We start from the raw sequence: 25217 nt of genomic DNA on the forward strand, positions 1-25217 counted from the left end.
TACCGAGGCGCCAGGCCCCTGCAGCAGTGTGTCAGGCCTTTGCTTTGCGAAGCGGCCCGAGCCCATACGCCTCGCCAAATTGCTGGGCGGACAGGGGCCGTGAGAACAGGTAGCCCTGGCCTTCGCCGCAGCGTTCACTGCACAGGCGTTCGCGCTGGGCCTCGGTTTCCACGCCTTCGGCAATGGTCTTGAGGTCGAAGCTGCGCGCCATGTCCAGGATGGCACGCACCACCGATGCCTCGCGCCGCGATTCGAGCATGCCCTGCACGAAGGCGCGGTCGATCTTGATGCGCGTGAGCGGGTAGCTGGTGAGCAGGCTCAGCGATGCATAGCCTGTGCCGAAGTCGTCGAAGGCAATGCCCACCCCTTGGTCGCGCAGGCGGCGCAGCATGCCGGGCACTACGTCGTCGTTGTCGAGCACGATGTTCTCGGTGATCTCCAGCTCCAGCGCGTCGGGTGGCAGGCCGTGGCGCGCCAGGGTGTCCATGACCTCGGTGACGAGGTCGCCCACGCGGAACTGCACTCCGAACAGGTTCACGCCCATGCGCAGCCCCGGGGCGCCATGGCGGCGCCAGTAGGCGGCCTGCGCGCATGCCTCGTCCAGGATCCAAGAGCCCACGCTGGCGGCCAGAGGCCCGCCTTCCAGCGCCGGCAGGAAGGCGGCGGGCAAGAGCAGGCCGCGCTGCGGGTGCTGCCAGCGGATCAGGGCCTCGGCACCCGAGAGCGAGCCGTCCTCCAGGTGCACCTGCGGCTGGTAGAACAGCACCAGCTCGCCCTTGTCCACGGCCCGGTCGAGTTCCATGCCGTACAGGCGCCGCGCCACCGCCGCCATGCGCAGCGCGGGCACGAACACATAGCTGCGCCCGCGCCCCTCGTTCTTGGCCTGGGACAGGGCCAGGTCGGCATTGCCCACCAGCTCCAGCGCCTCGTGGGCCTGCAGCGGCGCCACAGAGACGCCGCAGCTGGCGCCCACGCGCACCTCGTGCCCGGTGATGGCGATCGGCTGGTGGATGGCGCTGATGGCGCGCTGCGCGAACTGGTTGGCGGCAGCGGGCTCGCCTACGCCGGGCAGCAGCAGGGCGAATTCGTCGCCGCCCAGTCGGGCTGCGATGGCCCCCCGGCTCTGGTGGGCCTCGAACAGCCCATGGCCGGCCAGCGTGGCCAGCCGCCGCGCAACCTCCTGCAGCAGGCCATCGCCCACGCCATGGCCCAGGGTGTCGTTCACGTCCTTGAAGCCGTCGAGGTCCAGCATCAGCACTGCGGCGGCCGCCTCCGGCGAAGGGGTGAGCAGGGCATCCTGCACCCGGCGGTAGAAGCAGGCGCGGTTGGCCAGCCCAGTCAGCGGGTCGCTGCTGGCCTGGCGGCGCAGTTCATCCTCTTCGCGCCGCTGGGCCGTCAGGTCCTTGAGTACCGCTTCGAAGCGCAGGCGGCCTTGGTGTCGCCAGCAGAACAGCGAGAAGCCAAGCAGGAACTGCGTGCCATCCTTGCGCCGGCCATGCACCTCGGTGGGGATCTTCAGGTCCTGCAGCGAGTTGGCAGCCACCGCGCGCGCGATGCCCTCGCGCAGGGTGCCGTGTTCCTGGTCGGCCAGCAGCAGATCCAGCGGCTGGCCCACGCATTCGGCCGGGTGGTAGCCATGCAGCGCGGCGGCCGAGGTGTTGATCGCCACGATGCGCCGCTGCCCGTCGAACCAGACCACCGGCGTGGTGGAACTGCCGGCATACTCGTCGAACGAGGGCCGCGTGCGCTCCGTCGAGGTCTCGATGCGGTGCAGCTCCAGGCGGTCGGAGGCCATGCGCGCCAGTTCGCGCAGGCGCTCCTGGTCGTCCGCGCCGAAGTCGTCGTGCGGCCGGTCATCGAGCACGCACAAGGCGCCCATGGCATGGCCGTCTGGTGACAGCAGGGGCACACCCGCATAGAAGCGCACGTTGGACGGGCCGGTGACCAGGGGGTTGTCGTGAAAGCGCTCGTCCTGCAAGGTGTCGGGTACCACCATCACGCCGTTCTGTGCGAGGGCATGGGCGCAGAACGACACATCGCGGCCCATATCCAGTTCGCCCACCCCGACGCTCGCGGCAAAAAACACGTGGTCGCTGCCGACCATGTTCACTGCCGACACGGGCATGCCGAACATGCGGGCCGCAATGCGCACCACGGGGTCCAGGCTGGGCAGCACCTGTTCGTCTTCCAGCCCGTGGTCTGCCAGAGCCTGCAGCCGCGCTTCCTCGGCCGGCAGGTTAGGGGGGCACTTCATGTGAGCCTCCATAAAGGGTGGCCAGGTCTCCGCCCCCGGAAACGCACGCACCACCTCCCAAAAATAGCCGTTTGCCCTGGCTTGCGCTGTAAGACAGCGCTGACAGAGCCGGCTGGTTCCGGGTCAAGGTTTCGATCCGAGCCCTTTTCTACCACGAGCGGTTCAAAATGCCGCCATGTTTATTGCCGGGCAAAGGCCGTGCCAGCGAGGGGCGGTTGGGGCGGGGTACCGGCCTACACGCCAGTGACCGGTACAGCGGTACAACGGAGTGCGCCGCACCTCACTACCGCCATAACGATGAAGCTGTCCACCCTGTTCGAGATCTGCAAGAAAACCGCCTATGCCTGGGTGGACGACTATGCCCCCAGCATGGGGGCGGCCATCTCCTACTACACGGCCTTCTCGATCGCGCCGCTGCTGGTCATCGTGATCGCCATCGCAGGGTACGTGTTCGGCGACGAGGCGGTGCGCGGGGCCCTACAGGGCCAGATATCGGGCTTGGTGGGCAGCGATGGCGCGGCCGCCATCCAGGGGCTGGTAAGCAGCGCGCGCGAGCCCGCCGAGGGCGTCGTGGCCAGCGGCATCAGCATCGCCTTCCTGGTGGTGGGTGCGACCACGGTGTTCGCCGAGATCCAGAGTGCGCTCGACCGCATCTGGCATGTGCCCGAAAAGGCCAAGCCCAGCGGGCTGTGGGGCCTGCTGCGGGCACGGTTCCTGTCGTTCGGGTTGATCCTGGGCCTGGCCTTCCTGCTCATCGCCTCGCTCGCCGTGAGCGCCGCTGTGGCGGCGCTGGGCACCTGGTTTTCGGCCCTGCTGCCGGGCTGGGAGGTGCTGCTGCAGGGGCTGAACATGGCGCTCTCGGTGGTGGTGGAGACCCTGCTGTTCGCCATGATCTTCAAGCTCATGCCCTCGACCAAAATCGCCTGGAGCGATGTGTGGGTGGGCGCCGCCGTCACGGCCGCGCTGTTCGAGCTGGGCAAGGTGCTCATCGGCCTGTATGTCGGCAAGGCCGGCATAAGTTCCACCTATGCCGCAGCCGGCTCGATTGCCATCATCCTGATCTGGGTGTACTACGCCGCGCAGATCTTCCTGCTGGGTGCCGAGTTCACCAAGGTCTATGCCACGGAGTACGGGTCGCACCGGAACGAAGTGGCCACAGAAGCGCCCGAGACCCCGGTCAAGAGCGAAGACCCCCGGCCCGTGGCCGCGCCGCCGGGGCCGATGTTCCCCGCCATCACCAGCGTGCGTGCCGCCCATGCTACCGGGGGCGCGCGGCAGGAAGATGCGGCCCTGGCCTCGGGCTTGGCCGCCGTGGTGGTGCTGGGCGGATTGTTCGCGGTGCGCGCAGCCGCGGTTTCGTGGTTCGAAGGGCGCAGGAAGCGACCGGCCTCAGCCGGCCAATGACAGCGCGGCCTCGAACTGCCCCTGCTTCTGCGCTTCCAGCGCCAGCACCTCGGCCTCGGGCAGCCAGCGCCACACGACCCCGTTGGTCCAGCCAAAGCCGTCCTGCAAGGGATACTCGCCACCGCCGCCGCCCTGGGCCGATGCACGGTGGGTGGGGCGCAGTGCGTATTTCTCGACCAGCTTGCCGTCGCGCGCGTACAGGTCGCGCACTGTCTTGAGCCAGCGCTCGCGGATGGTCTCGGCCAGCTCGCGGTGTCCATACTCGGCCAGGCCGCTGGCCGCCATCCACTGCAGCGGCGCCCAGCCGTTGGGCCGGTCCCACTGCTCGCCGGTGTCGAGCTGCGTGGTGGAAAAGCCGCCGGGGCACAGCAGTTCCCGCTCCACCGTGGCGGCCAGCGCATCGGCCTGTGCCTGGCTGGCGGTGCCCGTGAACAGCGGGGCCACGGTGGCGGCGTTGAGCAGGGTGCGCGGCGCCTGCTGCGTCCAGTCCCAGTCGAGGAAGGCGCCCGCCGCCTCGTTCCACAGGTAGTCGTCCATGGCCTGGCGGCGCCTCCGTGCATGGTCTTCGTAGCGCTCGGCCGTGGCCAGGTCGCCCGTATCGCGGCTGAGCTGGGCGATCTTGGTCTCCAGCTTGTGCAGGAAGGCGTTCAGGTCCACCGGCACGATGTGGGTGGTGCGGATGCTGGCCAGCGCCTGGGTGCGGTCTTCGCCCGTGTGCGACTCCTCGCTGAGCCAGCGCGAGCTGAAGTCCCAGCCCGACTCGGCCGCCGCCCGCAGGTCGCGGTACACCTCTGCCGCGGGGCGGTGCGACAGCGCGGCCGTGGCCACGTCCTCGCGCCAGGATTCTTCGCGCGGCGTGTCGCGGTCGTCCCAGTAGCGGTTGAGCACCCCACCATCCGGCAAAGCGACCACGCGGCGCCAGGCATCGCCCGGTGCCAGCGTGTCGGCGCCGTCCATCCAGAATGCGTGCTCGCGCTGCAGTTGCGGCAGGTAGCGCGCCGCGCCCTGGCCATGGCAGTTCTCGCACAGCTCGGCCATCAGCACGAACAGCGGGGGCTGCGAGCGGCTCAGGTAGTAGGTGCGCGTGCCATTGGGAACATGGCCGTAGGTGTCGATCAGGTAGGCGAAGTTGTCGGTCATTGCGTGCAGCAGGTGCTCGCGGTCAGGGCCGGTCAGGCCCAGCATGGTGAAGTACGAATCCCAGTAGTACAGCTCCACGAAACGCCCGCCGGGTACCACGTAGGGGTGGGGCAGGCGCAGTGCCGAGCCGGCCTGCGGGTGCTGCGCCGGGTGGCGCGTGAGTTCGTCCCACAGCCCGTCGATGTGCGCTGCCAGCGGCAGGGCTGGGCGCGCGCAGCCGCGCTCGCCGACATGGGGCTGGGGCTCGAAGTGGCGCTGCACGAACTCGCGCAGGTCAAAGCCCGCCGCCGATCGCTCGCGCCGGTAGGCGCTCAGGATGGTTGCCGGGTCGGCCAGCGGTGCGCAGTCGACGAAGGTCTTGCAGTCGTCGAACACGCCTTCGCGTTGCACGTCGATGAACAGCTCCTGGTAGCGGTCGGCAGGAGAGAGGGTATCGGGTGGCGCTGCCGCCGCAGCTGCGGCGTGGCGCGCATGGGTGTCAGTGTGCAGGCCGCTCATCTCGGCGAGCCTTTCTGCCGGGCGGGCGTGGTGCTGTGCATGGGGAAAATGGTCAGGGTCATCAGAAGGAAAAGGGGCTCAGCCGCCGTGGGCAAACTCCGGGTACAGCGCCATGCCCCCGTCCACGAAGAGCGAGGTGCCGGTCACGTAGTCCGACGCGTCGCTGGCCAGCCATACGGCGGCTTGGCCCACATCTTCGGGCTCGCCGATGCGCTGGTAGGGTACGAGTTTGAGCAGTTCGGCCAGGGCCTCGGGTGTGTGCCACGCGGCCCGGTTGATGGGCGTGCGGATGGCTCCGGGCGCGATCGCGTTCACGCGGATGCGCTGGGGCGCCACTTCCTGCGCCAGGCTTTTCATGAGCATCGCCACGCCGCCTTTGGATGCGGCATAGTTGGCGTGGCCCGCCCAGGGAATGACCTCGTGCACCGAACCCATGTGGATGATCTTGCCGGTCGCGCGCGACACCGCGGCATCGAGGCCCCGGCGCATGAACTCGCGCACGGCGGCCCGCGCACACAGGAATTGGCCCGTCAGGTTCACGCCGATGACGGTGTTCCATTGTTCCAGGGTCATGGTGTGCAAGGGGGCATCGCGCTGCAGGCCGGCATTGCAGACCACGATGTGCAGCGTGCCGAACGCCTCGACGGCCTGCGCGAACAGGGCTTGCACTTCATCCTCGCGCGCCACATCGCCCTGCACGGCGATGGCCCGCCGGCCCAGTTGCCGGATCTCGGCCACCACCGCATCGGCCGCCTCGGCGTTGGCGGCATAGTTGACCACCACGTCGGCACCGGCGCGTGCCAGGGCCAGCGCCACGGCCCGGCCGATGCCGGAGCTGGCACCCGTTACAAGGGCCGGCTGGCCGCGCAGTGCGTCCGGCGTGAGCCACTGGCGCTCCGCAGGAGGGTTGGTGTTGGCAGCGGGCTGGTTCATTGCGGGTGGGACAGGACGAGGGAGCGAAGGTTCCGCAGCGGGCTCGGACCGCCCCCAAAAAAGAAAAGCCCCGAAGGGCTTGCTGCCTGGCGAGGCGGTGGTCAGGCCAGGGCCAGCTCGGAGTCCATGAGTTCGGCCTTGCGCGCCTCGAGTTCATCGCGCAGAGCGATGAGATCGAGCTTCTTCGCGGCACGGGCTTTGGGGAACATCTCGTTGCGCTCTTCCTTCACGTGGTGATCGATGTACTCGCCCAGCACGATGACTTTGGCGTCGTATTGTTCGTCCACCTCGGTGGCAGCCTCGATCTGTGCGATCAGGTCCTTGGCGGTCTGGTGTTCCACCTCGGCTTCGGCCAGCAGATCGGTTTCCTTGATGGCGGCGCGCACGGCGGGGTAGAAGATCTCTTCCTCGATCTGGGCGTGCACCGTCAGTTCCTTGCAGATCCGCGTGGCAAGATCCATGCGCTTTTGCTTGGCAGGCCGTGCCTTGGACTCCATGAGCTCCTCGTACTCCTTGAACATCTTCTTGACGGCCTTGTGGTCTGCGTCGAGCAGATCGCAGGCGTCTTTTTCGCGGCGGGCGTTGGTTGTGGTGGGCATCGTGGGCTCCTTGGGTAGTGGGGCCTTCATGATTGGGCGGCAAGCGCGTGGGCAATGTAGGCAGACCATCGCAGCCGGCGTAGGCGCAGCAGCAGGATCATGCCTGAGGGCGCGAAATTTCCTGGGGCCGGTGCGTTCGGGAGTGCGTCCTACAGCGTGCCTGGCACGGGCCTTTACTCTTGGAACCTGTTCAAGATCTTTTTGAAGCCCGGCTGCTTGCATGGGCGTCAGCCCATGCGGCGCATCCGCAGCATCCACCCATCCCGATTGCATTCCAGCGCGGCTGCAAAAAGATCTTGAACAGGTTCTTAGGCTGCCTTCTGTGGCTCCATCCCATTCATCCCGCCTGCATGAAATCACTACCTTCTCTCGCACCCGATGTCCGCCTGTTCGGCAACGTCAATGAATCCATGCTGTCCGAGTTCTTTCGGCAGCAGTCCGAAGCCCGCACCGATGTCCCTATCGTGTTCGAGCTGAGCACCTCTGGCGGCGATGCCGAGTCCGGCCGGCGCATCGCCGAAGAACTGCGCCTGTGGCAGAAGGCGGGCCGCGAGATCTACTTCCTGGGCAAGACCTATGTGTTCTCCGCCGGCATCACCATCATGTCGGCGATACCCCGCAGCCAGCGGTTTTTGACCCGCGACTGCGAACTGCTCATCCACGAGCGCAAGATGACCAAGCAGATCACCCTTGATGGAGCGCTGCGCAGTTGCCGCGCCAAGATCAACGACGTGCTCGCCGAGATCGAGTCGGGCCAGCGGCTGCAGACCGAAGGCTTTGCCAAGCTGGTGGAGGGCAGCACCCTGAAGGTCCAGGACATCGAGCGCAGGGTGCTGGAGAAAGACTGGTATCTCACGGCACAGGAAGCGCTCGACCACGGCCTTGTCGCTGCAGTGGTGTGACCAGTTGGCCGAAGCGCAGCGCAGGGCGCGCACCAGCCGTCCGATCTTGAAATACCGCCGCACCTTTCCTATCATTTGCATGGCATTGGGCCATCTTCCACGAGCATCGCGCTCATCTACCAGAGAAAGGAGCTTGATCATGAATTCGCATTCCCCATCTCCCTCTTCGGGAAGAAGCCGCGCCGCCCGTGGCGCGGATGCACGCAGCGGCACGCTGCGCTACATGTCGCCGCTGCAGGCGGATGCCTACCTTATGGCGCGCGATGCTGTGCGGCGCATCCAGCGCAGTTCCGCGCTTCTCGACGCGGGCCTGCGCCTGCCTGCGGGAAAAGGCGCCCAAGGCGACCGGCATAGCTTGCACTGAAAACGTCGGACCAGCGTCCTGCCGAATGGCCTACCTCGTGACAGGGTTCATGCCTTTTCTGGCAAGGCCATTAAGCCGGACGAAAAAAAACCGGCTCCGAAGAGCCGGTCATTCACTGCAATCTACTTGATTCAGTACCGGCCGCCGCCGTAGCCGCCCGTGCCGTAGCCGGTGTCCTGGCGATTGCCTGCCTTGTAGCCGGCCGCGCCATAGCCGTCCGAGCCGCCACTGCGCTCCTCACGCGGGCGGGCCAGGTTGACCACGATGGACCGGCCATCTACGGACATGCCGTGCAGGCCGGTGATGGCTGCCTGGGCCGCGTCGGACGAGCCCATTTCCACAAAGCCGAAGCCTTTGGAGCGTCCGGTCTCGCGATCCATCATGACCTTGGCGGAGTTGACGGAGCCGAACTCGGAGAAATTGCTTTCCAGGCTGGAGTCGGTCACGGAGTAGGGCAGGTTGCCCACATAGATCTTGCTGCTCATGAGAAGAGCCTTTCTGAAGGGTGGTGCGCAACGAGGGCGCGCCGTTGGACATGGCTTGCGGGCCGATTGGCCGCAGCGAAGGGGAAGAGGTGTATAGGGCCTGCGGTTCGCAGACCGTCAGCACACGGGCGGGTGCGGCATGCAGGTCTGCAGCCAGCCCTGGGTGACGGCAAAGATCCGTGCCGCTTCACGTGAGGCAAAGGCTCTGTCGAAACGGAACACACGGCAGTAGCTGCCGTTGCCCTGGGATCGGCGGACCGAAAAGGAGGCGCGGTAGTTGCCGCATTCGGTCTGGTGTGTCGCGGGCGAGACGACGAACTGGCCCATGGAAATGGCGGTGTTGGAAATTGGATTCAGTCAATATCGCAGGCTTGGAACAGCCTGCGTGAGCATCAACAAAACGCGTTGGCTGCAGCTCTACAGACCAGCACGCGCGACGAGCGTCGCAAAAGGCCATGTGCGGGTGGTGGGTCGCCACGCTGCACATGTGTTGCGGAGATGGCTTGTTTCAAGGGCGATCACCTGCAAGCCTTGATTATATTCGCTTTTAGAATAAAAATGCAAATTAATATTTCTCGTTGTTTTGATGGCTTTGAAATGCACGGCGGCACCGTCACTGTGTAGGCCATGCGTAGGTTGGTGGACTCCCTTCATGCGCCGCGTCTCGGTGCAACCGGCAACGTTGCGTAGGACAAAGGCGCAAAATGGCTTGAACGGCTTTGTCCGCGCGGGAGTCCGCCGGAGCGCCACCTACAATGATTTACAACCCCGTCAACGAACGCAGGCAGGTAGTGGCGGCTTTTTCACCGTGAGAATTGCATGAATACTCTGAGCACCCAGATCCTTGACGCACTGCAGGAAGACAAAAGGGCCACACTGGTTCAGGACTGGATCGAGGAAGCCAAGGCCCGCAATGGCGGCCTTCCCCGGTCAGCCGCCGCAGATGCGGGGGAGGTTGTGTCGGCGATGGCCCATGCTCTGCGCGATGGCGCCAACGTCGATTCGTTCAACGACCCCAAGTGGTCGGCACTGCAGCAGGTGCTGTCGGACCTCTCCCGCTCCGGTGCTGCGCAAGGGCAGAGCGTAGGGCAGACCAGCGTTTTTGTGCTGGCGATCAAAAAGCCGCTGCTCAGTGCCCTGCAGCAGCGCAATGGCTCCGATGGCGTGCAGCTGGCATCCGCGTTCTGGGCGCTGACGACCCTGGTGGACAGCATGGCCCAGTACATGGCCACCACCTTCCAGCGTGCACGCGAGGAAATCATCACCCGCCAGCAGGAAGAATTGCTCGAGCTGTCGACCCCGGTGGTCAAGCTCTGGGAAGGCGTGCTCGCCGTGCCCATGATCGGTACGCTGGACAGCAACCGCACCCAGGTCGTGATGGAGACGCTGCTGCAGAAGATTGTGGACACGGGCTCCGAGCTCGCCATCATCGACATCACCGGTGTGCCCACCGTGGACACGCTGGTCGCCCAGCATCTGCTCAAGACCGTGACGGCGATCCGCCTCATGGGGGCCGACTGCATCATCAGCGGCATCCGCCCGCAGATCGCGCAGACCATCGTGCACCTGGGCATCGACCTGCAGGGCATCAGCACCAAGGCAAGCCTGGCGGACGCGCTGTCGCTGGCGCTGCAGCGCACGGGCTGGCGCATCACCCGCCAGGCAAGCTGAGCGGTACAGCACATGGAACGCATACCGATTCTGCGCATGGGCGCAACCCTGCTGGTCACCATCCAGGTGGACATGCAGGACCAGACCGCCCTGGCGCTGCAGGACGACCTGGCCGACCGCATCGCCAAGACGGGGGCCAGTGGCGTCATGATCGACATCTCGGCGCTGGAGATCGTGGACTCCTTTGTGGGCCGCATGCTCGCCAGCATCTCGGGCATCGCCCGCATCCTCTCGGCCACTACCGTGGTGGTGGGCATGCAGCCGGCCGTGGCCATCACGCTGGTGGAGCTGGGCCTGTCGCTCGAAGGCGTGAAGACCGCGCTCAACGTGGAGCGCGGCCTGGCCTTGCTGCAGCGCGCACGCGAGGAGAGCGGCCTTGTCGATTGAACGCACCGGCACGCTGCCGCTTCAGACGGAGCAGCACATCGTGGCCAGCCGGCAGGCCGTGCGCTCGCTGTGCCAACTGCTCAAGTTCTCGCTGGTGGAACAGACCAAGATGATCACGGCCGCAAGCGAACTATCGCGCAACACCCTCATCCATGGCGGCGGTGGCCGCATGCGCTGGGAAGTGGTGGAAGCCGGCTCCAGGACGGGTCTGGCACTGCATTTCGAGGATGAAGGCCCCGGCATTGCCGACATGAAGCTGGCCATGACGGACGGCTGGACCTCGGGCGGGGGCATGGGCCTGGGATTGCCCGGCAGCAAGCGGCTGGTCAGCGATTTCGAGGTGGACTCGGCACCGGGCAAGGGCACACGCGTGAGCATCACCAAGTGGAAGTGACACGTGGATGGAGCCACCGGGCCTTTCGCATGACCGACGCCAGCTGCGTCGGCGAGGTGCGGCGCTTTTGTGCCAAGGCGGTGGATGACTGGGGCTGGAGCGAGGTGGATGCGGGACGCCTGTCCCTCATTGCCACCGAGCTGGGCACCAACCTCCTGCGCCACGCGGTGCAGGGCGAGCTGTGGATCGCTGCGCCGCCCGCGTATCGGGAGGTGGAGATCCTGGCGCTGGACAAGGGCCCCGGCATGGTGGATGTGCAGCGCTCCAGCCAGGATGGTGTGTCCACAGGGACAGGTTCTCCGGGCACGGGGCTGGGGGCCATTCGCCGGCTGGCGAGCGACTTCGACATCCATTCCACCCCCCAGGGCACGCTGTGCCTGGTGCGCGTGCGCGCCACAGGGCGCACGGCGCCGCCCGAGCGCTACTGGGGCGCCGTGAGCATTGCGGCCCCGGGCGAGATCGTGTGCGGCGATGGCTGGGCCGTGGCGACCGATGGCAGCCAGGTGGCTGCCGTGGTGGCGGATGGCCTGGGCCACGGTCCGCATGCGGCCAGTGCGTCCGGTGCAGCGCTGGACGTGTTCGCCGCCGCGCCCTTCGCGCCGCTTGCCACTTTGGTTCAGGACATCCACACTGGGCTGCAGACCACGCGTGGAGCGGCCTTGTTTGCGTTGCGCATGGAAGGTTCTGCCCGGCTGCAGTACGCTGGCGCTGGCAATGTGATGGGGCGCATCATCTCTGGCGTGTTTGACCGGTCCATGCTTACCCAGCATGGCACCGTGGGCGTGCAGGTGCGCAAGACCGAAGTGGCGGCGCTGGAGCTGCCCGACCATGCCATGGCGGTGGTGTACAGCGATGGCATCGCTTCGCGCTGGAAGGCCGAGGAAGTGGTGCCGCTGCTGCAGCGCGACCCCACGCTGATCGCCGCGGCCCTGCTGTGGCAGCAGAGCCGGGGACGCGATGACGCCACCGTGCTGGTGATAAAACAGGGAGAGACCTTTGAGTGACGCCTTGAGTGACGATTTGAAAGCCCAGCTCGAGCGGAGCCAGGCCGAAGTCGAGGCCCTTCGCTCCGAGCTGGAGGAGACCAACCGCGGCGTGGTTGCGCTGTATGCCGAGCTCGACGAACAGGCCGAGCAGCTCAAGCACGCCACCCAGCTCAAGAGCCGCTTCCTGTCGTACATGAGCCATGAGTTCCGCACGCCCATCGGTGCCACCCTGAGCCTGGTGCGCTTGCTGCTCGACCGCGTGGACGGCCCGCTCACTTCCGAGCAGGAGCGCCAGGTGCGTTTCATCCAGACCACCTGCGAAGAGTTCTCGAGCATGGTCGACGACCTGCTCGACCTGGCCAAGATCGAGTCCGGCCGGTTGGATGTGTCGCCCGCCTGGTTCGAGATGATGGATTTGTTCGCCGCCCTGCGCGGCATGTTCAAGCCCATTTTGGACAACCAGGAACTGAACCTGGTGTTCGAAGAGCCGGTCGGCCTGACCCGGCTGTACACCGATGACCGCAAGCTCGCGCAGATCCTGCGCAACTTCATCTCCAACGCGCTCAAGTTCACCGCGCAGGGCGAGGTGCGGGTGTCTGCACGGGTCGAGGGTGAGGGCATGATCCGTTTTGCTGTGGCCGACACGGGCATCGGCATTCCGGCGGAAAACCTGCCTGCGCTGTTCAATGACTTTTCCCAGGTCAAGGCGCCGATCCAGAAGCGCCTGCGCGGTACCGGCCTGGGGCTCGCGCTGTCAAGGCAACTGGCCACACTGCTCGGGGGCTCGGTCGAGGTCCAGAGCGTGGTCGGACAGGGCTCTGTGTTCTCCGTCATCGTCCCGGTGCAGATGCACCCGGTACAGGAAGCCAATTCGGACTGAACCATGGCTACATCGGAAATGATCGCGCCCAGCATCGACCGCAGCCTGCACACGGTGCTGGTGGTGGACGACAACCCGGTCACCCGCTATGCCACGGCCCGGGTCATCCGCGCCGCAGGCTTCCGCACGGAAGAGGCGGCAACGGGCGGCGCTGCCATCGAAGCCGCCAAGCTCAACGTGTCGGCCGTGGTGCTCGACGTGCACCTGCCGGACATGGACGGCTTCGAGGTGTGCCGGGTGCTGCGCGCGGATGCGCGCACCCAGTTGACGCCCATCATCCACCTGTCCGCCACCTACATGCATAGCGAGCACAAGGTGGCCGGACTCAATGCGGGTGCCGACGCCTACATGGTGCATCCGGCCGAGCCGCCGCTGATGGTGGCCACGCTGCAGGCCCTGATCCGTGCGCGCACCGCCGAGGAAGACCTTCGGCGCAGCGAAACGCGGTTTCGCGCCATTTACGATCAGGCTCCCGTGGCCATGATGCTCATCGACTCGCTGGGCCGCTTTGCCGACGTGAATCCGGCTGCAGAAAAATTGATGCAACGCAGCCGCAATGAACTCGTTGGCATAACTGTGACTTCGCTTGCCCCCGCGCTTTGGAAAGACTTCGTACAGGCCCGCATGCATGGCTCCGCCGACGTCAACTGGCAGGGCGAGTTTCCCCTGATCCGCGGCGACGGCAAAGAGATCCTGCTGGATTGGGGCATGTCCGACCACGTGGAGCCGGGCATCCGCATCGGCATCGCCACCGACCTGTCGGAGCGCATCGATTTCGAGCGCCGGCGCGAAGAACTGCTCGAGCGCGAGCAGGCGGCGCGTGTGCTGGCCGAGCGCCACAGCCGCACCAAGGACGATTTCGTGGCCGTGCTCTCGCACGAACTGCGCACGCCGCTCACGCTGATCACCGGCTGGGTGCACATGCTCAAGCGCCCGAACACCAACGCCGATACCCTGGCGCGCGGCATCGATGCCATCGAGCGCGGCGCCAAGGCGCAGGGGCGCATCATTTCGGACATCCTGGACGTCTCGCGCATCGCATCGGGCAAGCTGCGCCTGCACCGCGAGTGGGCGAACCCGGTGGAACTGGTGCGCATTTCACTCGATGCCCTGCGCGACCTGGCGCTGGCCAAGAAGATCACCCTCGAAGTGGCCTGCGACGAGATCGACGAGCCTGCCTGGCTCGACGTCACGCGCTTCCAGCAGATCGTGTGGAACCTGGTGACCAATGCCATCAAGTTCTCTGAAAAAGACGGCACGGTGCAGTTGCGCCTCAGGCGCGAGGCGGACGAGCTCATCCTCGTCGTGCAGGACCATGGCGTGGGCATCGAGGCGGGGTTTTTGCCCTACCTGTTCCAGCGCTTCACACAGAGCGGTACGCCGGGCAACCGCGCCCATGGTGGTCTGGGGCTAGGCCTTTCCATCGTCAAGCACCTGGTGGACCTGCACGGAGGAACCATTTCGGCCAGCAGCGCCGGTGCCGGCAAGGGTACGGCCATGACGGCACGCCTGCTGGTCGGCTATGAAGAATCGCCGGTGGTTGACGATGATGCTCTGGCCGTGCCGCAGGCCCGTGAGGTTCGCTTGCTGCAGGGCAAGGACATCCTGGTGGTGGACGACAATGCCGATACCAGCGAGATGCTGAGCATCGTGCTCTCCGACGAAGGCGCCCGTGTGCGGGTGGCCGACAGCTACGAGACTGCCATCGCCCAGTTCGAGCAGGCCTGGCCTGACCTTTTCGTGAGCGACATCGGCTTGCCGGGCAAGGATGGCTACGACCTTATCGCCCGGGTGCGCGAAATGGAAGCCGCTGCAGGGCACCCGCGCCTGCGCGCCATCGCCCTCACGGCCTTCGCCCGACCGCAGGACCGCGAGCGCGCCCTCGCTGCCGGATTCGACCAGCACCTGGGCAAGCCGCTGCAGCCGCACCTGCTGCTGCAGGCGCTGACCTGAGCCCAGGCCCTAGTTGCCAGCCGCCTCTTCTGGCCAAGCCTGCTTGTACGCTCCTACCAAATGCTCCCGGGTGGTCTTGTAGCCCATCCAGTCAAACTTGCTGAGGAACTCGTAGGCAGCTTCGGCGCCACGTCGAAAGAGGTCCTGTTTGTCGGCGGTATTCATCTCGAAATTGAGCCAGTCGTGCTTTCCCGTGTCGATATAGGTGAGGAGTTGCTTGAAGTCGGGATTCTTGCGGATGAATTCATAGTCAAGGCAATGGCGGGCCGAATTGAAGGTCTGGGTGACGAGCTTGGACAGCTTGTTGATTGCATGGCTGCGTTCGTCCCATTCCAGCTTCACACCGAAAGTGGGGCGTGTCGGCACTTTTCTGGTGTTGTGAAATGCATCGATGGGAAAGTTCGACAGCACGCCGCCATCGACGAAGCAGGCCTCGGGAGGGGGGAAGGCCGGCTCGCGTCCCTGGGCCATGTCGCGCTCGTTCATTCCAGCCTTGTCGCGCCACTGTTTACGGTGCTGGGCGTCCCGGATCTTGAGGGGAACCCGGTAGGGCTTGAAAAACACCGGAATGGACATGGAGCAGCGCACGAAGTCCGCGGGGTTCACCGCACCTTCATTGTCCCAATAGATATCTGCCATGCGGGGAAACTCGACCTTGGTTTCCGTGGCGATGTCTGCCGTCACGATGCAGAGGTAGTCCTTGGACGGATCCAGTGCCGGAAGGCTGGCCTGGCCGTCCAACTGGGACAGGTGGTGCGGGCTGTCCGCGCGAAGACGCCAGCCCGGGGGAGTCGTGGCCATGCGCTGCTTCAGGGCCCGGGTCGTATGGATGCCAACATCGCCGAGCGTCGCGATCAGCCATTGATGGAATCGCTCGCCCCGGTTGAGCCCCTGCATTTCTTCCAGGTTGTCGAGAACCTGCATTCCCTTCCAGAAACCTTTTCCAACCCCTGGTCTCTTGAGCATCGCGTTGATGAAGTCTGGTGCATCGAAGTCGCCATCCTCCTTGCCATCAATGAAGCTGACCATGGGGATGTCGGCGAGCATCTGCACCAGTCTTTCGCTTTTGGCCTGTCCAGGCGCATCGATGGCGGCCAATACCAGCGCGGTGATGGAGCCTGCCGAGGCTCCCCCCAGCCCGACGAAGCGTAATCCCGCCTTTTCCAGGATATAGATGTATCCGGCAAAGGCGATGCCAAGCACTCCCCCACCTTCCATCACCAGATCGACGTACTGATGTCCTTCCCCATCCAGCACATCGCTGTAGTGCCGCTGGTGCAGCTTTTTTGTTTCCACCTTCCTGACCACGTGCTCCGCGACTGCAAAAAATTCGTCAGCCTGTCCCATACGTATCCCCCTCTGTGCGTCGAAAGTTGGTTCACCCGATTGGCGGCGCTGAACCGCCCCGCACCCACTGCGCAGGAAGTTCATGTCCGCAGAGCTGCTTGTACCGGATGCCCAGGCTGAAAGCCATCACTAAAATGCAGGAGATGGCGGGGCTGGATGCGCAGCCATGGTGCGTGGCAGGTGCCGCTCCCGCGGCAGCCCCGCAGGCCAAGCGGCGTCAGAGCCGGCGCCCCTCCCGCTGGGCCACGCTCTGCGGGTCGGTGGACCAGACATCCAGGCAGAAGTCCGCATCGCGCCACTGCGCGATGCGCGGTATCTGCAGATGCTCTTGCAGGAGGTCGTGCACGCGTGCACCGCCCAGCGGAAAGCCCTCGAACGGGTGCAGCCAGTGGCAGGCAGCCAGTGTGGCCCCGGGCGCGGACGCGAGCAGGGTGGCGCGGCAGCGCTGTGCCAGGCGTTCTATGCCGGGCTCGTCGAGGTAGTACAGCAGTTCGCCCAGCACGATCAGGTCGAAAGCGCCCTCGGGCCACTGGTCGGGTACCCAGCCGTGTGCGGCCTGAGCGCCGGGCTGGTTTTGCAGGCGGCGGGCCGCATGGGCCACAGCGCGTGCTGCCCCGTCCCAGGCCAACAGGCGGTCGCAGCGCCGCGCCAAGTGCTCCGAGACGAAGCCACCGGCGCAGCCCGGCTCGAACGCAGATGCATAGCGCAGCCGCGGCAGGCTGGCCAGCAGCAGCCCGCGCTTGCGCGCCTCGTACCAACTGCCCTCGAAGTGCCAGGGGTCGGGGCTCTGGGCGAACAGGGGATCGAACATGCTCTGCGTGGCGGCTGCATTCATGGTGTGAAGAAGTACTCGGTGTCCCAGCCCGCGCGCTCGATGAGTGCCGGGTCCAGCACCGGGGGTAGGGTGGGCGAGCGTGGCAGGAGCTGCGAGCGGTGCGCGGCCAGGGCCTGTAGCTTGAGCGCCTGCACGCCAGCGTCGATGCCCACGCCGCACAGGCGGGTCCAGTCCACCTGCGTGTCCCAGGGTTCGGCCCAATGCCACATCCACACTGGTGCCTCGAGCAGGCTGGCGCCCTGCGCTTCGCACACGGCGGCGCAGGCGCGGCCACAGGTTTCGTGGTCCGGGTGTCCGTCCAGGCGCCAGGTGGTCAGCACCACGTCGCCAGGCTGGACCGATGCCGCCAGCCGGGCACGCAATTCCTCGGTGGCAGCCTGCAGCCGGCCGTCAGGCAGGCCCAGCCGCTGCACGGCCTGCTCCGGCACGCCCAGGCGCTGCAGGCCGGCGGCGCTCTCATCGCGGCGCTGCCGGGCCAGTGCCAGGGCGTCGTGCCCGGCAGTGCCGGCGTGGCTGGCCTCGCCGTCGGTCACCGCCACCACCAGGCAGGCGCCGCCATGGGCCACATGGTGCTGCAGCAGGGCGCCGCAGGCCAGCACCTCGTCATCGGGGTGTGGCGCTACCACCACCAGGCGTTGCCATCTGCCCACGAGCTCGCTGGCGTCGACACGGGCAATCCCCTCCTGGAGCAGCCAGGATTCCCAGAACCGCGTGGCCACGCGCGGTGTGCTGATGAAACGGGGTGCGGGGTCCAGGCCTGGGGCCGTGGCCCCAGGGATCACCATGCCCATGGGTAGTCCTCCTGCGCCAGTACTGCGCTGGCCAGCGCCGCGTCGTCGCGTACACCATGGCTTTGCCGGATGAAGACCGGTAGGTCGGCCGCCGCGCGGGCAAACACGGCATCGCGGCAGTATGGTGTGGCCCCCAGGGCGCGCCCGGTTTCCTCCAGCACGGCAAGCGCTGCGACCTCGGCCGTCTGGCGCAGGCGCAGCGCCAGCGCCATGGCATCGGCGCGTGGATGCGCGTCGATCCAGGCAGCCGCCTGCTGCAGCAGCGCCGCCGTTCCTGCCAGCACCCGGTCCACCCTGCCGAAGGCCGCTGCACGCCCAGCGAAGCCGGGGTGGTTGGGGGCCACGCTGCGCATGCCGTGGTACAGCGCATCGGCCACGGCCAGCGTGCCGCCGTGCCAGCAGGCCGCAATGCCGGCGCCGCCGTGCCAGAAGCCCGGGCGGCGCAGGTAGTCGCCGGTCCCGCCCACCAGTTTGGCCGGGGTGCCGTCGAACGTGACCTCGGCGCTCAAGGTGTCGGCCATGCCCACGGCCTGCCAGGCGCCGGTGTCCATGTGCAGGCTGGGATGGTCCAGTCGTACCGCCACCAGTTGGCTTTGCTCCTGCCCTGGCAGCCAGGCGGTGAGCAGCGCATGGCTGAGCCCTTGCGCGCCCGAGCACCAGGCCTTGGTGCCCGACAACGTAGCCCACCCGCCATGGCCCTGTGGAACCACGCGCACACGCTGGCCCGGCGCCTCGGCGGCCCACACCGCCCACGTTGCGGTCTCCTCGTCGCCCGACTGAAAGCGGCCGTCCCCGAGTGCGTGCAGGATCGCCAGCGCATCGGTATGCCCTTCGTACAGCTTGGCCAGCGACAGGTCGTGCTGCGCCACGCGGCCCAGTGCCCGCCAGCGCTGCAAGGTCTGGCCCGCACCTGGCGGCGGCAGGTGGGCCAGGCCCTGGCCCGCCAACTGCCGCAACTGCGCCGCGACGGGCAGCGCAGCCAGAGCGGGCAAGGCCTGGGCGAGGGCGGACAGGGCGAACGGCATGTGGGGCTGGCGGATGGGGGATACGGCGGACATGCGAACAGCCTTTTCTTTGCGGATCAGCCCACTGTGGCGGCGGCACGCGGGCTGGCCGGTCGGCAGGCAGCGGCCCGTGCTGTGGGACAGTTGCCCGAGCCGTTTGCACACCCACGTGGCGTGGCGTTGCTGACCGCAACGACAGCGCTTGGGCATGCTGTCTGACAAATGGGCCCGGTGGCGCCGGTTAGCTTTCAGGCACCCATCCACAAGGAGCATGCCGTGACCACCCAGCCCCCCCCCGCCACGCCTGGCCGCCGCCCTGCCGGCGAATTTCCGCAGCCTGTTTCGCCATGGGAAAGCCCTGGACTTCTGTATGCCGAGGTGGCGGGCGCCCTGGTGGTGCTGGCACTGGTGCTGGCCAACAGCATGGAACCGGGTTTCTGGTCAGGAGCGGGCAGCGAAGCGGTGGTACAGGCCACCCCTGCCGCGACGCTGGCAGCAAACACCGATTCGTCGGAATGACGCCCCAAGGCCGCGCGGCGTTTGGCCCATGATTGCCGTCATCGTCCCTGCGCACAACGAAGAGGCGCAGCTTGCAGCGTGCCTGCAGTCGCTGGCGCGCGCGGCGGCCTGCCCGGCGCTCGCGGGCGAGGCAGTGCGGGTCATCGTGGTGCTCGACGACTGCAGCGATGGCACCGCACAGGTGGCTGCTGCGCAGAGAGCCCACACCATGGAATGCAAGGCGCGCAACGTGGGCACTGCACGTGCCCTCGGCGCCCAGCAGGCACTTGCAGCCGGCGCGCGCTGGCTTGCCTTCACCGACGCCGACAGCGAGGTGGCGCCCAACTGGCTTTCCCAGCAGCTGTGCCAGCAGGCCGATGCCGTCTGCGGCACGGTGCAGGTGCGCGACTGGAGCCCGCATGGCGATGCCGTGCGCGCACAGTTCGACGCGCTCTACCAGGACCGCGATGGCCACCGCCACATCCACGGCGCCAACCTCGGGCTCACCGCGCAGGCCTACAGCGCAGCCGGGGGCTTCCCGCCCCTGGCCACCGGCGAGGACGTGGCGCTGGTGCAGCGCCTTGAGGAACGCGGTCTGTCCATCGCCTGGACCGCGGGTGCCCGCGTGACCACCAGCGCACGTAAGCACTTCCGGGCACCGGCCGGCTTCGGTGCCACGCTGCTGCAGCTGGGCGGCGCGCTGGCCGTGCTGCCCGCCGTTCTCTAACAAGCGGCGATGGAGCGCGATCCATGAACGAATGGATGGACTGGGTGCAGTGGCCGGCGTTTGCGGCATCGGTGCTGGCGGCTTGGCTGGTGGGATCGAAAGCGCCCGCGCGCCGCAACATCGGCTTCTGGGTGTTCCTGGGCAGCAATGTGCTGTGGGTGGCATGGGGCCTGCATTCGCACGCCGCGGCGCTGGTGGCCCTGCAGGTGTGCCTGGCAGCCATGAACATCCGAGGCCTGTCCAAGACGGACGACCAGGTCCGCGACGAGCAGGAGCGCTAGTGTTCTGAGTTGGAAGTTCGTTGAAGAAAGAAATCTGCCGAAATCGCTGCCAGGCTAAGCGCAAAGCACAGCCATGCCGGGTGGCATGGCGCGCATTTGTAACGACGCATGGCGGCGATTGTCAGGAGATTTATTCAACGAATTCGAACTCGGGACACTAGTGCCATGGCAAGGGTAGCGGGCTCTTTCCTGCGGGCGAAACGACCGCAGCCCAAGCCCAGCCTTACCGTGCTGCTGCTGGTGGACTTCATCAACCCGATGCGCTTTCCGCAGGCAGTGAACCTGCTGCCCGGCGCGCTGCAAGCCGCACAGGCCGAGGCGCGCTTCAAGAAACGGCTGGCCGCGCGCTGTGTGACCGCCATCTTTCATACGGGATAGGCAACAGCGCCGACTGTCTCAGGCCGTGCCGTATCAGCGAGGATCTGCGGGACCGTTGGGGTTGGCGCTAGTGGCCTTGGCTGCGTTTCTTTTCTTGCCTGCCCGACACCGTTGGGCATCCCGTCCGACAAGCCCGGGGCCTGTGACCGGTTACCTTCAAGCACCTACTTTCAGGAGTATGCCGTGACCACCCAGCCCGCGCCCGCCACCTCCGGCCACCGCCCCGCCGGCGAGTTTCCTCAACCCGTTTCTCCGTGGGAGAGCCGTGGCCTGCTGTACGCCGAGGTGGCAGCCGCCCTGGTCGTGCTGGCCATGGTGCTGGCCAACAGCATGGACCCTGGCTTCTGGCGGGGCCCGGCCAAGGAGGTGCAGGTGCAGGCGGTTCCGGCCGCGACGCTGGCCACGGTCGCTGCTCCGCATTCCCCTTCCGACTCGTCCGAGTAGCCGCAGCGCCAACCATGGCGCGGGCGGTCCTTACTCGAAGTCGTCCACCTGGATCACCCGGTCCGCAGCATGCAGGTAGGCCAGCGCCGCCGCGGGATCGGCTGCAGCCCCCGCCGCTTGCTCCAGTGAGCGGGTGCGCCGCAGCACCTTGTTCAAGGCCTCCAGTTCACCCGCGAGGGGCCTGGACAGCTCCAGTGCCTGGATCAGGTCCTTGAGTCCCCCGACTTGGGCACACCGACATCCGGGCACAGAGCCTGCACCAGCTGTTGGTCCTGTTGCAGCGCGCGGGCCAGCTCCAGCAGGCGGGTGTCGCCGGGCAGCACGATGCCGCGCGAGCCTGCGAGCAGCAGGCGGTACGGCATGTTGCGGTGCAGGTCCTGCAGCGCACGCGTGGCGCGCGCCAGTTGAGTCTGCATGGCCACGCGCGCCACGGGCAGCAGTTGGGGTTGTGCCTTCGGGGATGTACGCGGCGTCCGATCCCGCGTACGGGGAGGTGAGCGCAAAACACGGCAGTTCCCGGCCGTCGGCCAGGCGCGGCAGGTAGTGCGCCTTCTGCTCTGGCGTGCCGTCACTCAGCAGCAGATCGGCCGGCCCCAGCGAGTTGGGCACCATCACCGTCACGGCGGCGGCGACGTTGACGCTGGCGATGCGGGCCACCACGGTGGCATGGGCATGGTGGCCGAAGCCCAGGCCGCCATGCTCCTCGGGAATGATCATGCCGAAGAACCTGCGCTTGCGCAGGAACTGCCAGACCTCGGGCTGCAGGTCACGCGCCTCGTCGATCTCGAACTCGTCGAGCATGGCGTTGAGGGTGCGCACCTCCCCGTCCAGGAAGGTCTGCTCACGGGTGCTCAGAGCATTGGCGCCACGGGCCAGCAGCGCATCGAAATCCGGCCGGCCCGCGAACAGCTCGCCTTCGAAGCCCACCGTGCCGGCCTCCAGCGCGGCCTGCTGGTTTCGCCCCTGGCGGGCAAGGCCTTCTGCATGGTCTTCATGGCCATCCGGCCAAGCCAACGGGTGGGCGTCGTCATGCGGTCTGTCTCCAGGGGGGTGGTTTTTCAGGAAGGGGGCTGGGGCCGGGTGCGCTCGGTCTGGCCGTCCATCATGTCGCGCACCTTGCGGGCCAGTGCCGTGAGCTCGAAGGGCTTGGTCATGACCTCCATGCCGGCGTTCAGCAGGCCGTTGCCCACGGCGGCGTTCTGGGCAAAGCCGGTGATGAACAGCACCTTGAGCTGCGGCCGGTCATGCCGTGCCGCGTCCGCCACCTGGCGGCCGTTGAGCCCGCCGGGCAGGCCCACGTCAGTGATAAGCAGGTCTACGCGGCGCACGGCCTCCAGCGTGCGCAGGGCGCTGCTGCCATCTTGCGCCTCGACCACCACGTAGCCGGCCTCCTTGAGCACCTCCACGGTCAGGGCGCGGATCGTGCTCTCGTCCTCCACCACCAGGATGGTTTCGCCCTCGCCCTGCTGCACGGTGTCGGCGGGGCCATCGGCCGCATCTTCCTGCACCTGGCCGTCGTGGCGCGGCAGGTACAGGCGCATGGTGGTGCCCACGCCGACTTCGGAGTGCACGCGCACGTGTCCGCCTGACTGGCGCACAAAGCCATACACCATCGACAGGCCCAGGCCCGTGCCCTGGCCGGTGGGCTTGGTGGTGAAGAAGGGGTCGAAGATCTGTTCGATCAGCTCCGCCGGCATGCCCGAGCCGGTGTCGGTGACCGACAGGCACACGTAGTCGGCCGCAGGCAGTCCCTGGCTCTGCAACGCGCTGTCCGTTGCCGCGACGTTGGCCGTGGCGATGGCCAGGCGCCCGCCACTGGGAAGCATGGCGTCGCGTGCATTGATGCACAGATTGAGCAGCGAATTCTCGAGCTGCGACGGGTCCACCCGCGTGGTCCAAAGCCCCTGGGCGGCCGTGCACTCGACCTGCACGTCCGGCCCCACGGTGCGGCGCACCAGTTCCTCGAGCCCGGCCACCAGGCGGTTGAGGTCGGTGGCCTTGGGGTCCAGCGTCTGGCGCCGGGCAAAGGCCAGCAGGCGCTGGGTCAGCGCGGCAGCGCGCTTGACCGAGTCCTGCCCCATGGCGATGTAGCGCTCAGCCTGGTCGAGCTTGCCCTGCTGCATGCGCACCTTGAGCACCTGCAGGCTGGCACTCACGGCGCCCAGCAGGTTGTTGAAGTCGTGCGCGATGCCGCCCGTGAGCTGGCCGACGGCCTCCATCTTCTGCGACTGGCGCAGCGCTTCCTCTACCGCCATCAGCTCGCCCGTGCGGGCGGCCACGGCGGCCTCCAGGTTCTCGTTCGCGTCGCGCAGACGGGCCTCGCTGAGCGCCAGCGCATGGGCACTGCGCACCCGCTCGGAGACAGAGCGGATGCGCTCGGCGAATTCGCGCACCAAGTGGATCTCCTCCCGCGTCCACGCCCGCGTGCCACCGTGGTGCAGGAAGACGATGGCCACGAGCTGGCCCTGCTCGATCAGCGGCACGCTGAGCAGGGCGCCCACCCCCTGGGTATCGAGCGTGCCCTGCGGGTAGCGCGCCGGATCCGCCGCAGTGTCGGCCACCGCCAGGGGTTCACCGCGCCACAGCACATCGGAGGCAGAGGCCAGATCGCTCAGGCGCCAGGTGCCCGCCAGCGTGCCCAAGCCATGGGTGCTGAAGTCCTGGTCGATGGTGCACAGCTCGCCCGTGGCATCGACGCTGCCGTAGCTGACCCGGTCCACGCGCAACGTCTCGCCGAGCAGGCGCGCGCCTTCGGCCGCGATGGCCGGCAGCGCGCCCACCTCGCGCAGCCGCTCGGGCAGGCGCGCCAGCATGTTGCGCCAGTGCTCGGCGCGCCGGCGGTGGGTGACGTCGCGCACCACGGCCAGCGAGCCCAGGGGCTGGCCCAGCGGGCCGCGCAGGGGCGAGACCACGGCCTCCACGTCGATCAGCCGGCCGCTGTTCAAACGGTGCACGGTGCCCAGAGTAGACAGGGCGCCGGGGTCGGCCGGCACCGCGCTTTGCTCGCCGCTGCCCGGCATTTCGGTGAAGATGAACTGCCTGGGCTGGCCCAACACGTCGGAGGCGCGCACACCGTAGAGCCGCTCCGCGGCGGTGTTGACGTACATCACCAGCCCATCGCTGTCGAAGGCGAAGACGGCATCCTCCATTTGGCCCAGCACGTCCTGGCGCAGCTGGTCGGTAGCCGCGTGCGCGCTTTCCAGCGTGAAGATGGCATTGTTGACCACCAGCGCGTCCACATCGCCGGTGTGGATGGCGTGCAGGGTCTCTTCGAGTTCCTGCAGGCGCAGCCGCAGCTCGGCGTTCTCGGCCGCCAGGCTGGCGTCGCCGCCCAGGGTGGGCAAGGAGCCGTAGTCGCTGGCCGTCATGCGGCCTCCCGCGGCGCCAGGCGCACGCCGAAGGCGCGGCGCAGCCGGTCCAGGTCCGACAGGTCGCCGATGAAGCGGCGCTGGGGCAGGGGCGCCAGGCGCAGCAGCGTGGGCGAGACGATGATCTGGTCGGCCCGTGCCAGCGCCACATGCTCGGCGATGTTCAGTACCGTGAGCTGGTGGTTGCCCGGGTACGCCTCCTGCAGGATGCGGCGCGCATTGGCAATCGCGCGCAGCGAGATCGGCGAGGTGGTGCTCACGTAGAGCCGAAAGCTGTGCTGGTGCGAAACCTTCGCTGGCTGGTCATGGCGCGCTGGCGCGGCTGCGGTGTGTGCCATGGCCATCAGCCCAGGGGTTTCACGTCCAGGCCCACGAGCACGCGTTCCTCGTTCGACAGGTCGCCGATGATCTTGCGGATGGGCTCGGGGAATTTGCGCACCAGGGTGGGCACGGCCAGGATCTGGTCACCGGCCGCCAGCTGCGGGTTGACCAGCAGATCCACCACATCGATGCTGTAGCGCCCGGCCAGGTGGGTCTCGCACAGGCGCTTGAGATTGTGGAGTGCGGCGGCGGAGCGGGGTGTGGAGCCGGCGACATAGAGTCGCAGCTGCCATTCGGTTCTGGAGGATGCCGCAGCGGAGCTGCCTGGGGCGGCAGGCGCCGGGCTTTTGCGGGAGGTGCTGGTCGGGGCCAT

Annotated in this window: 28 protein-coding genes; 14 read left to right on the plus strand and 14 right to left on the minus strand. The window is 67.1% G+C overall.

Annotated elements, in window-relative coordinates:
- Positions 1-31: 31 nt before the first annotated feature.
- Positions 32-2254, minus strand: coding sequence for a putative bifunctional diguanylate cyclase/phosphodiesterase (locus AC07X5_RS14825; RefSeq protein WP_494770774.1), 2223 nt, complete (start codon positions 2252-2254; stop codon positions 32-34).
- A 297-nt stretch (positions 2255-2551) separates the two neighbouring features.
- Between AC07X5_RS14825 and AC07X5_RS14830 the strand changes: the two genes are divergently transcribed.
- Positions 2552-3658, plus strand: coding sequence for a YihY/virulence factor BrkB family protein (locus AC07X5_RS14830; protein ID WP_494770775.1), 1107 nt, complete (start codon positions 2552-2554; stop codon positions 3656-3658).
- On the opposite strand, the gene treF is transcribed toward AC07X5_RS14830, so the two are convergent.
- From treF to AC07X5_RS14845, 3 genes are all read right to left on the minus strand, one after another.
- Positions 3644-5296 (minus strand): alpha,alpha-trehalase TreF, encoded by a 1653-nt coding sequence (gene treF / locus AC07X5_RS14835; RefSeq protein WP_494770776.1) that lies wholly within the window; start codon positions 5294-5296, stop codon positions 3644-3646. The two genes, AC07X5_RS14830 and treF, sit on opposite strands and share 15 nt — an antisense overlap.
- 78 nt (positions 5297-5374) lie before the next feature.
- Entirely contained in the window at positions 5375-6229 is an 855-nt protein-coding gene (locus tag AC07X5_RS14840) for a glucose 1-dehydrogenase (protein WP_494770777.1), read from the minus strand.
- 101 nt (positions 6230-6330) lie between these two features.
- Positions 6331-6828 carry a hemerythrin domain-containing protein gene (locus AC07X5_RS14845; RefSeq protein WP_409963502.1) on the minus strand — a complete coding sequence of 166 codons (498 nt, stop codon included), beginning with the start codon at positions 6826-6828 and terminating at the stop codon, positions 6331-6333.
- A 350-nt stretch (positions 6829-7178) separates the two neighbouring features.
- On the opposite strand from AC07X5_RS14845, the gene AC07X5_RS14850 reads away from it, so the two are divergent.
- Together AC07X5_RS14850 and AC07X5_RS14855 are read left to right on the plus strand one after the other, a co-directional pair.
- The gene (locus tag AC07X5_RS14850; RefSeq protein WP_409963500.1) at positions 7179-7730 is read left to right on the plus strand and encodes an ATP-dependent Clp protease proteolytic subunit; all 552 of its coding nucleotides are present in this window, start codon (positions 7179-7181) and stop codon (positions 7728-7730) included.
- Between the two features lie 139 nt (positions 7731-7869).
- On the plus strand, positions 7870-8094 hold the full coding sequence (locus AC07X5_RS14855; protein WP_494770778.1) for a hypothetical protein: 225 nt from the start codon (positions 7870-7872) through the stop codon (positions 8092-8094).
- Positions 8095-8225: 131 nt separating this feature from the next.
- Here the strand turns inward: AC07X5_RS14855 and rbp are convergent, their stop codons facing one another.
- Complete coding sequence (gene rbp, locus AC07X5_RS14860; protein ID WP_409963496.1) at positions 8226-8579, minus strand: RNA-binding regulator; 354 nt, start codon at positions 8577-8579, stop codon at positions 8226-8228.
- 117 nt (positions 8580-8696) lie between these two features.
- Positions 8697-8906: a hypothetical protein gene (locus tag AC07X5_RS14865; RefSeq protein WP_409963494.1), complete on the minus strand. Its 210-nt coding sequence runs from the start codon at positions 8904-8906 to the stop codon at positions 8697-8699.
- 492 nt (positions 8907-9398) lie between these two features.
- Between AC07X5_RS14865 and AC07X5_RS14870 the strand changes: the two genes are divergently transcribed.
- The 6 genes from AC07X5_RS14870 to AC07X5_RS14895 are packed head-to-tail and all read left to right on the plus strand — an operon-like array spanning position 9399 to position 14850.
- Positions 9399-10250, plus strand: coding sequence for an STAS domain-containing protein (locus AC07X5_RS14870; RefSeq protein WP_409963490.1), 852 nt, complete (start codon positions 9399-9401; stop codon positions 10248-10250).
- A 12-nt stretch (positions 10251-10262) separates the two neighbouring features.
- Positions 10263-10637 (plus strand): STAS domain-containing protein, encoded by a 375-nt coding sequence (locus AC07X5_RS14875; protein ID WP_409963488.1) that lies wholly within the window; start codon positions 10263-10265, stop codon positions 10635-10637.
- A complete protein-coding gene (locus AC07X5_RS14880) occupies positions 10627-11031 on the plus strand; it encodes an anti-sigma regulatory factor (RefSeq protein ID WP_494770779.1) in 405 nt (134 codons plus the stop codon). Before AC07X5_RS14875 ends, AC07X5_RS14880 begins: the two co-directional genes overlap by 11 nt.
- A 29-nt stretch (positions 11032-11060) precedes the next feature.
- The gene (locus AC07X5_RS14885; RefSeq protein ID WP_494770780.1) at positions 11061-12035 is read left to right on the plus strand and encodes an ATP-binding protein; all 975 of its coding nucleotides are present in this window, start codon (positions 11061-11063) and stop codon (positions 12033-12035) included.
- A 4-nt stretch (positions 12036-12039) separates the two neighbouring features.
- Positions 12040-12897: a sensor histidine kinase gene (locus AC07X5_RS14890; protein ID WP_494770781.1), complete on the plus strand. Its 858-nt coding sequence runs from the start codon at positions 12040-12042 to the stop codon at positions 12895-12897.
- 3 nt (positions 12898-12900) lie between these two features.
- Positions 12901-14850, plus strand: a complete 1950-nt coding sequence (locus tag AC07X5_RS14895) for a hybrid sensor histidine kinase/response regulator (RefSeq protein ID WP_494770782.1) — start codon at positions 12901-12903, stop codon at positions 14848-14850.
- A gap of 9 nt (positions 14851-14859) precedes the next feature.
- Here the strand turns inward: AC07X5_RS14895 and AC07X5_RS14900 are convergent, their stop codons facing one another.
- The 4 genes from AC07X5_RS14900 to AC07X5_RS14915 all read right to left on the minus strand — a co-directional run bounded on the left by AC07X5_RS14900 (position 14860) and on the right by AC07X5_RS14915 (position 18881).
- Positions 14860-16281: a patatin-like phospholipase family protein gene (locus AC07X5_RS14900; RefSeq protein WP_494770783.1), complete on the minus strand. Its 1422-nt coding sequence runs from the start codon at positions 16279-16281 to the stop codon at positions 14860-14862.
- 133 nt (positions 16282-16414) lie between these two features.
- The gene (locus AC07X5_RS14905; protein ID WP_494770784.1) at positions 16415-17032 is read right to left on the minus strand and encodes an SAM-dependent methyltransferase; all 618 of its coding nucleotides are present in this window, start codon (positions 17030-17032) and stop codon (positions 16415-16417) included.
- Complete coding sequence (locus AC07X5_RS14910) at positions 17029-17823, minus strand: PIG-L deacetylase family protein (RefSeq protein WP_494770785.1); 795 nt, start codon at positions 17821-17823, stop codon at positions 17029-17031. The genes AC07X5_RS14905 and AC07X5_RS14910 overlap by 4 nt, the downstream gene beginning before the upstream one ends.
- A complete protein-coding gene (locus tag AC07X5_RS14915) occupies positions 17811-18881 on the minus strand; it encodes an acyl-CoA dehydrogenase family protein (protein ID WP_494770786.1) in 1071 nt (356 codons plus the stop codon). The genes AC07X5_RS14910 and AC07X5_RS14915 overlap by 13 nt, the downstream gene beginning before the upstream one ends.
- Before the next feature lie 222 nt (positions 18882-19103).
- Here AC07X5_RS14915 and AC07X5_RS14920 point away from each other — a divergent pair, with 222 nt between their 5' ends.
- The 5 genes from AC07X5_RS14920 to AC07X5_RS14940 all read left to right on the plus strand — a co-directional run bounded on the left by AC07X5_RS14920 (position 19104) and on the right by AC07X5_RS14940 (position 21155).
- Positions 19104-19346, plus strand: coding sequence for a hypothetical protein (locus tag AC07X5_RS14920; protein ID WP_494770787.1), 243 nt, complete (start codon positions 19104-19106; stop codon positions 19344-19346).
- A 28-nt stretch (positions 19347-19374) separates the two neighbouring features.
- Positions 19375-20052, plus strand: coding sequence for a glycosyltransferase family 2 protein (locus AC07X5_RS14925; RefSeq protein ID WP_494770788.1), 678 nt, complete (start codon positions 19375-19377; stop codon positions 20050-20052).
- Positions 20053-20075: 23 nt separating this feature from the next.
- Positions 20076-20333 (plus strand): hypothetical protein, encoded by a 258-nt coding sequence (locus AC07X5_RS14930; protein ID WP_494770789.1) that lies wholly within the window; start codon positions 20076-20078, stop codon positions 20331-20333.
- A gap of 165 nt (positions 20334-20498) precedes the next feature.
- Positions 20499-20711: a hypothetical protein gene (locus AC07X5_RS14935; RefSeq protein WP_494770790.1), complete on the plus strand. Its 213-nt coding sequence runs from the start codon at positions 20499-20501 to the stop codon at positions 20709-20711.
- A gap of 183 nt (positions 20712-20894) precedes the next feature.
- Positions 20895-21155: a hypothetical protein gene (locus AC07X5_RS14940; protein ID WP_409962332.1), complete on the plus strand. Its 261-nt coding sequence runs from the start codon at positions 20895-20897 to the stop codon at positions 21153-21155.
- 30 nt (positions 21156-21185) lie between these two features.
- Here the strand turns inward: AC07X5_RS14940 and AC07X5_RS14945 are convergent, their stop codons facing one another.
- The 4 genes from AC07X5_RS14945 to AC07X5_RS14960 are packed head-to-tail and all read right to left on the minus strand — an operon-like array spanning position 21186 to position 25217.
- Positions 21186-22169 (minus strand): acyl-CoA dehydrogenase family protein, encoded by a 984-nt coding sequence (locus tag AC07X5_RS14945; protein WP_494770791.1) that lies wholly within the window; start codon positions 22167-22169, stop codon positions 21186-21188.
- Positions 22170-22213: 44 nt separating this feature from the next.
- On the minus strand, positions 22214-24523 hold the full coding sequence (locus tag AC07X5_RS14950) for an ATP-binding protein (RefSeq protein WP_494770792.1): 2310 nt from the start codon (positions 24521-24523) through the stop codon (positions 22214-22216).
- Positions 24520-24861 (minus strand): circadian clock KaiB family protein, encoded by a 342-nt coding sequence (locus AC07X5_RS14955; RefSeq protein ID WP_494770793.1) that lies wholly within the window; start codon positions 24859-24861, stop codon positions 24520-24522. Before AC07X5_RS14955 ends, AC07X5_RS14950 begins: the two co-directional genes overlap by 4 nt.
- A 5-nt stretch (positions 24862-24866) precedes the next feature.
- Positions 24867-25217 (minus strand): circadian clock KaiB family protein, encoded by a 351-nt coding sequence (locus AC07X5_RS14960; protein ID WP_494770794.1) that lies wholly within the window; start codon positions 25215-25217, stop codon positions 24867-24869.

The sequence above is a fragment of the Acidovorax sp. GW458-11-26-14-TSB4 genome, assembly GCF_059423865.1.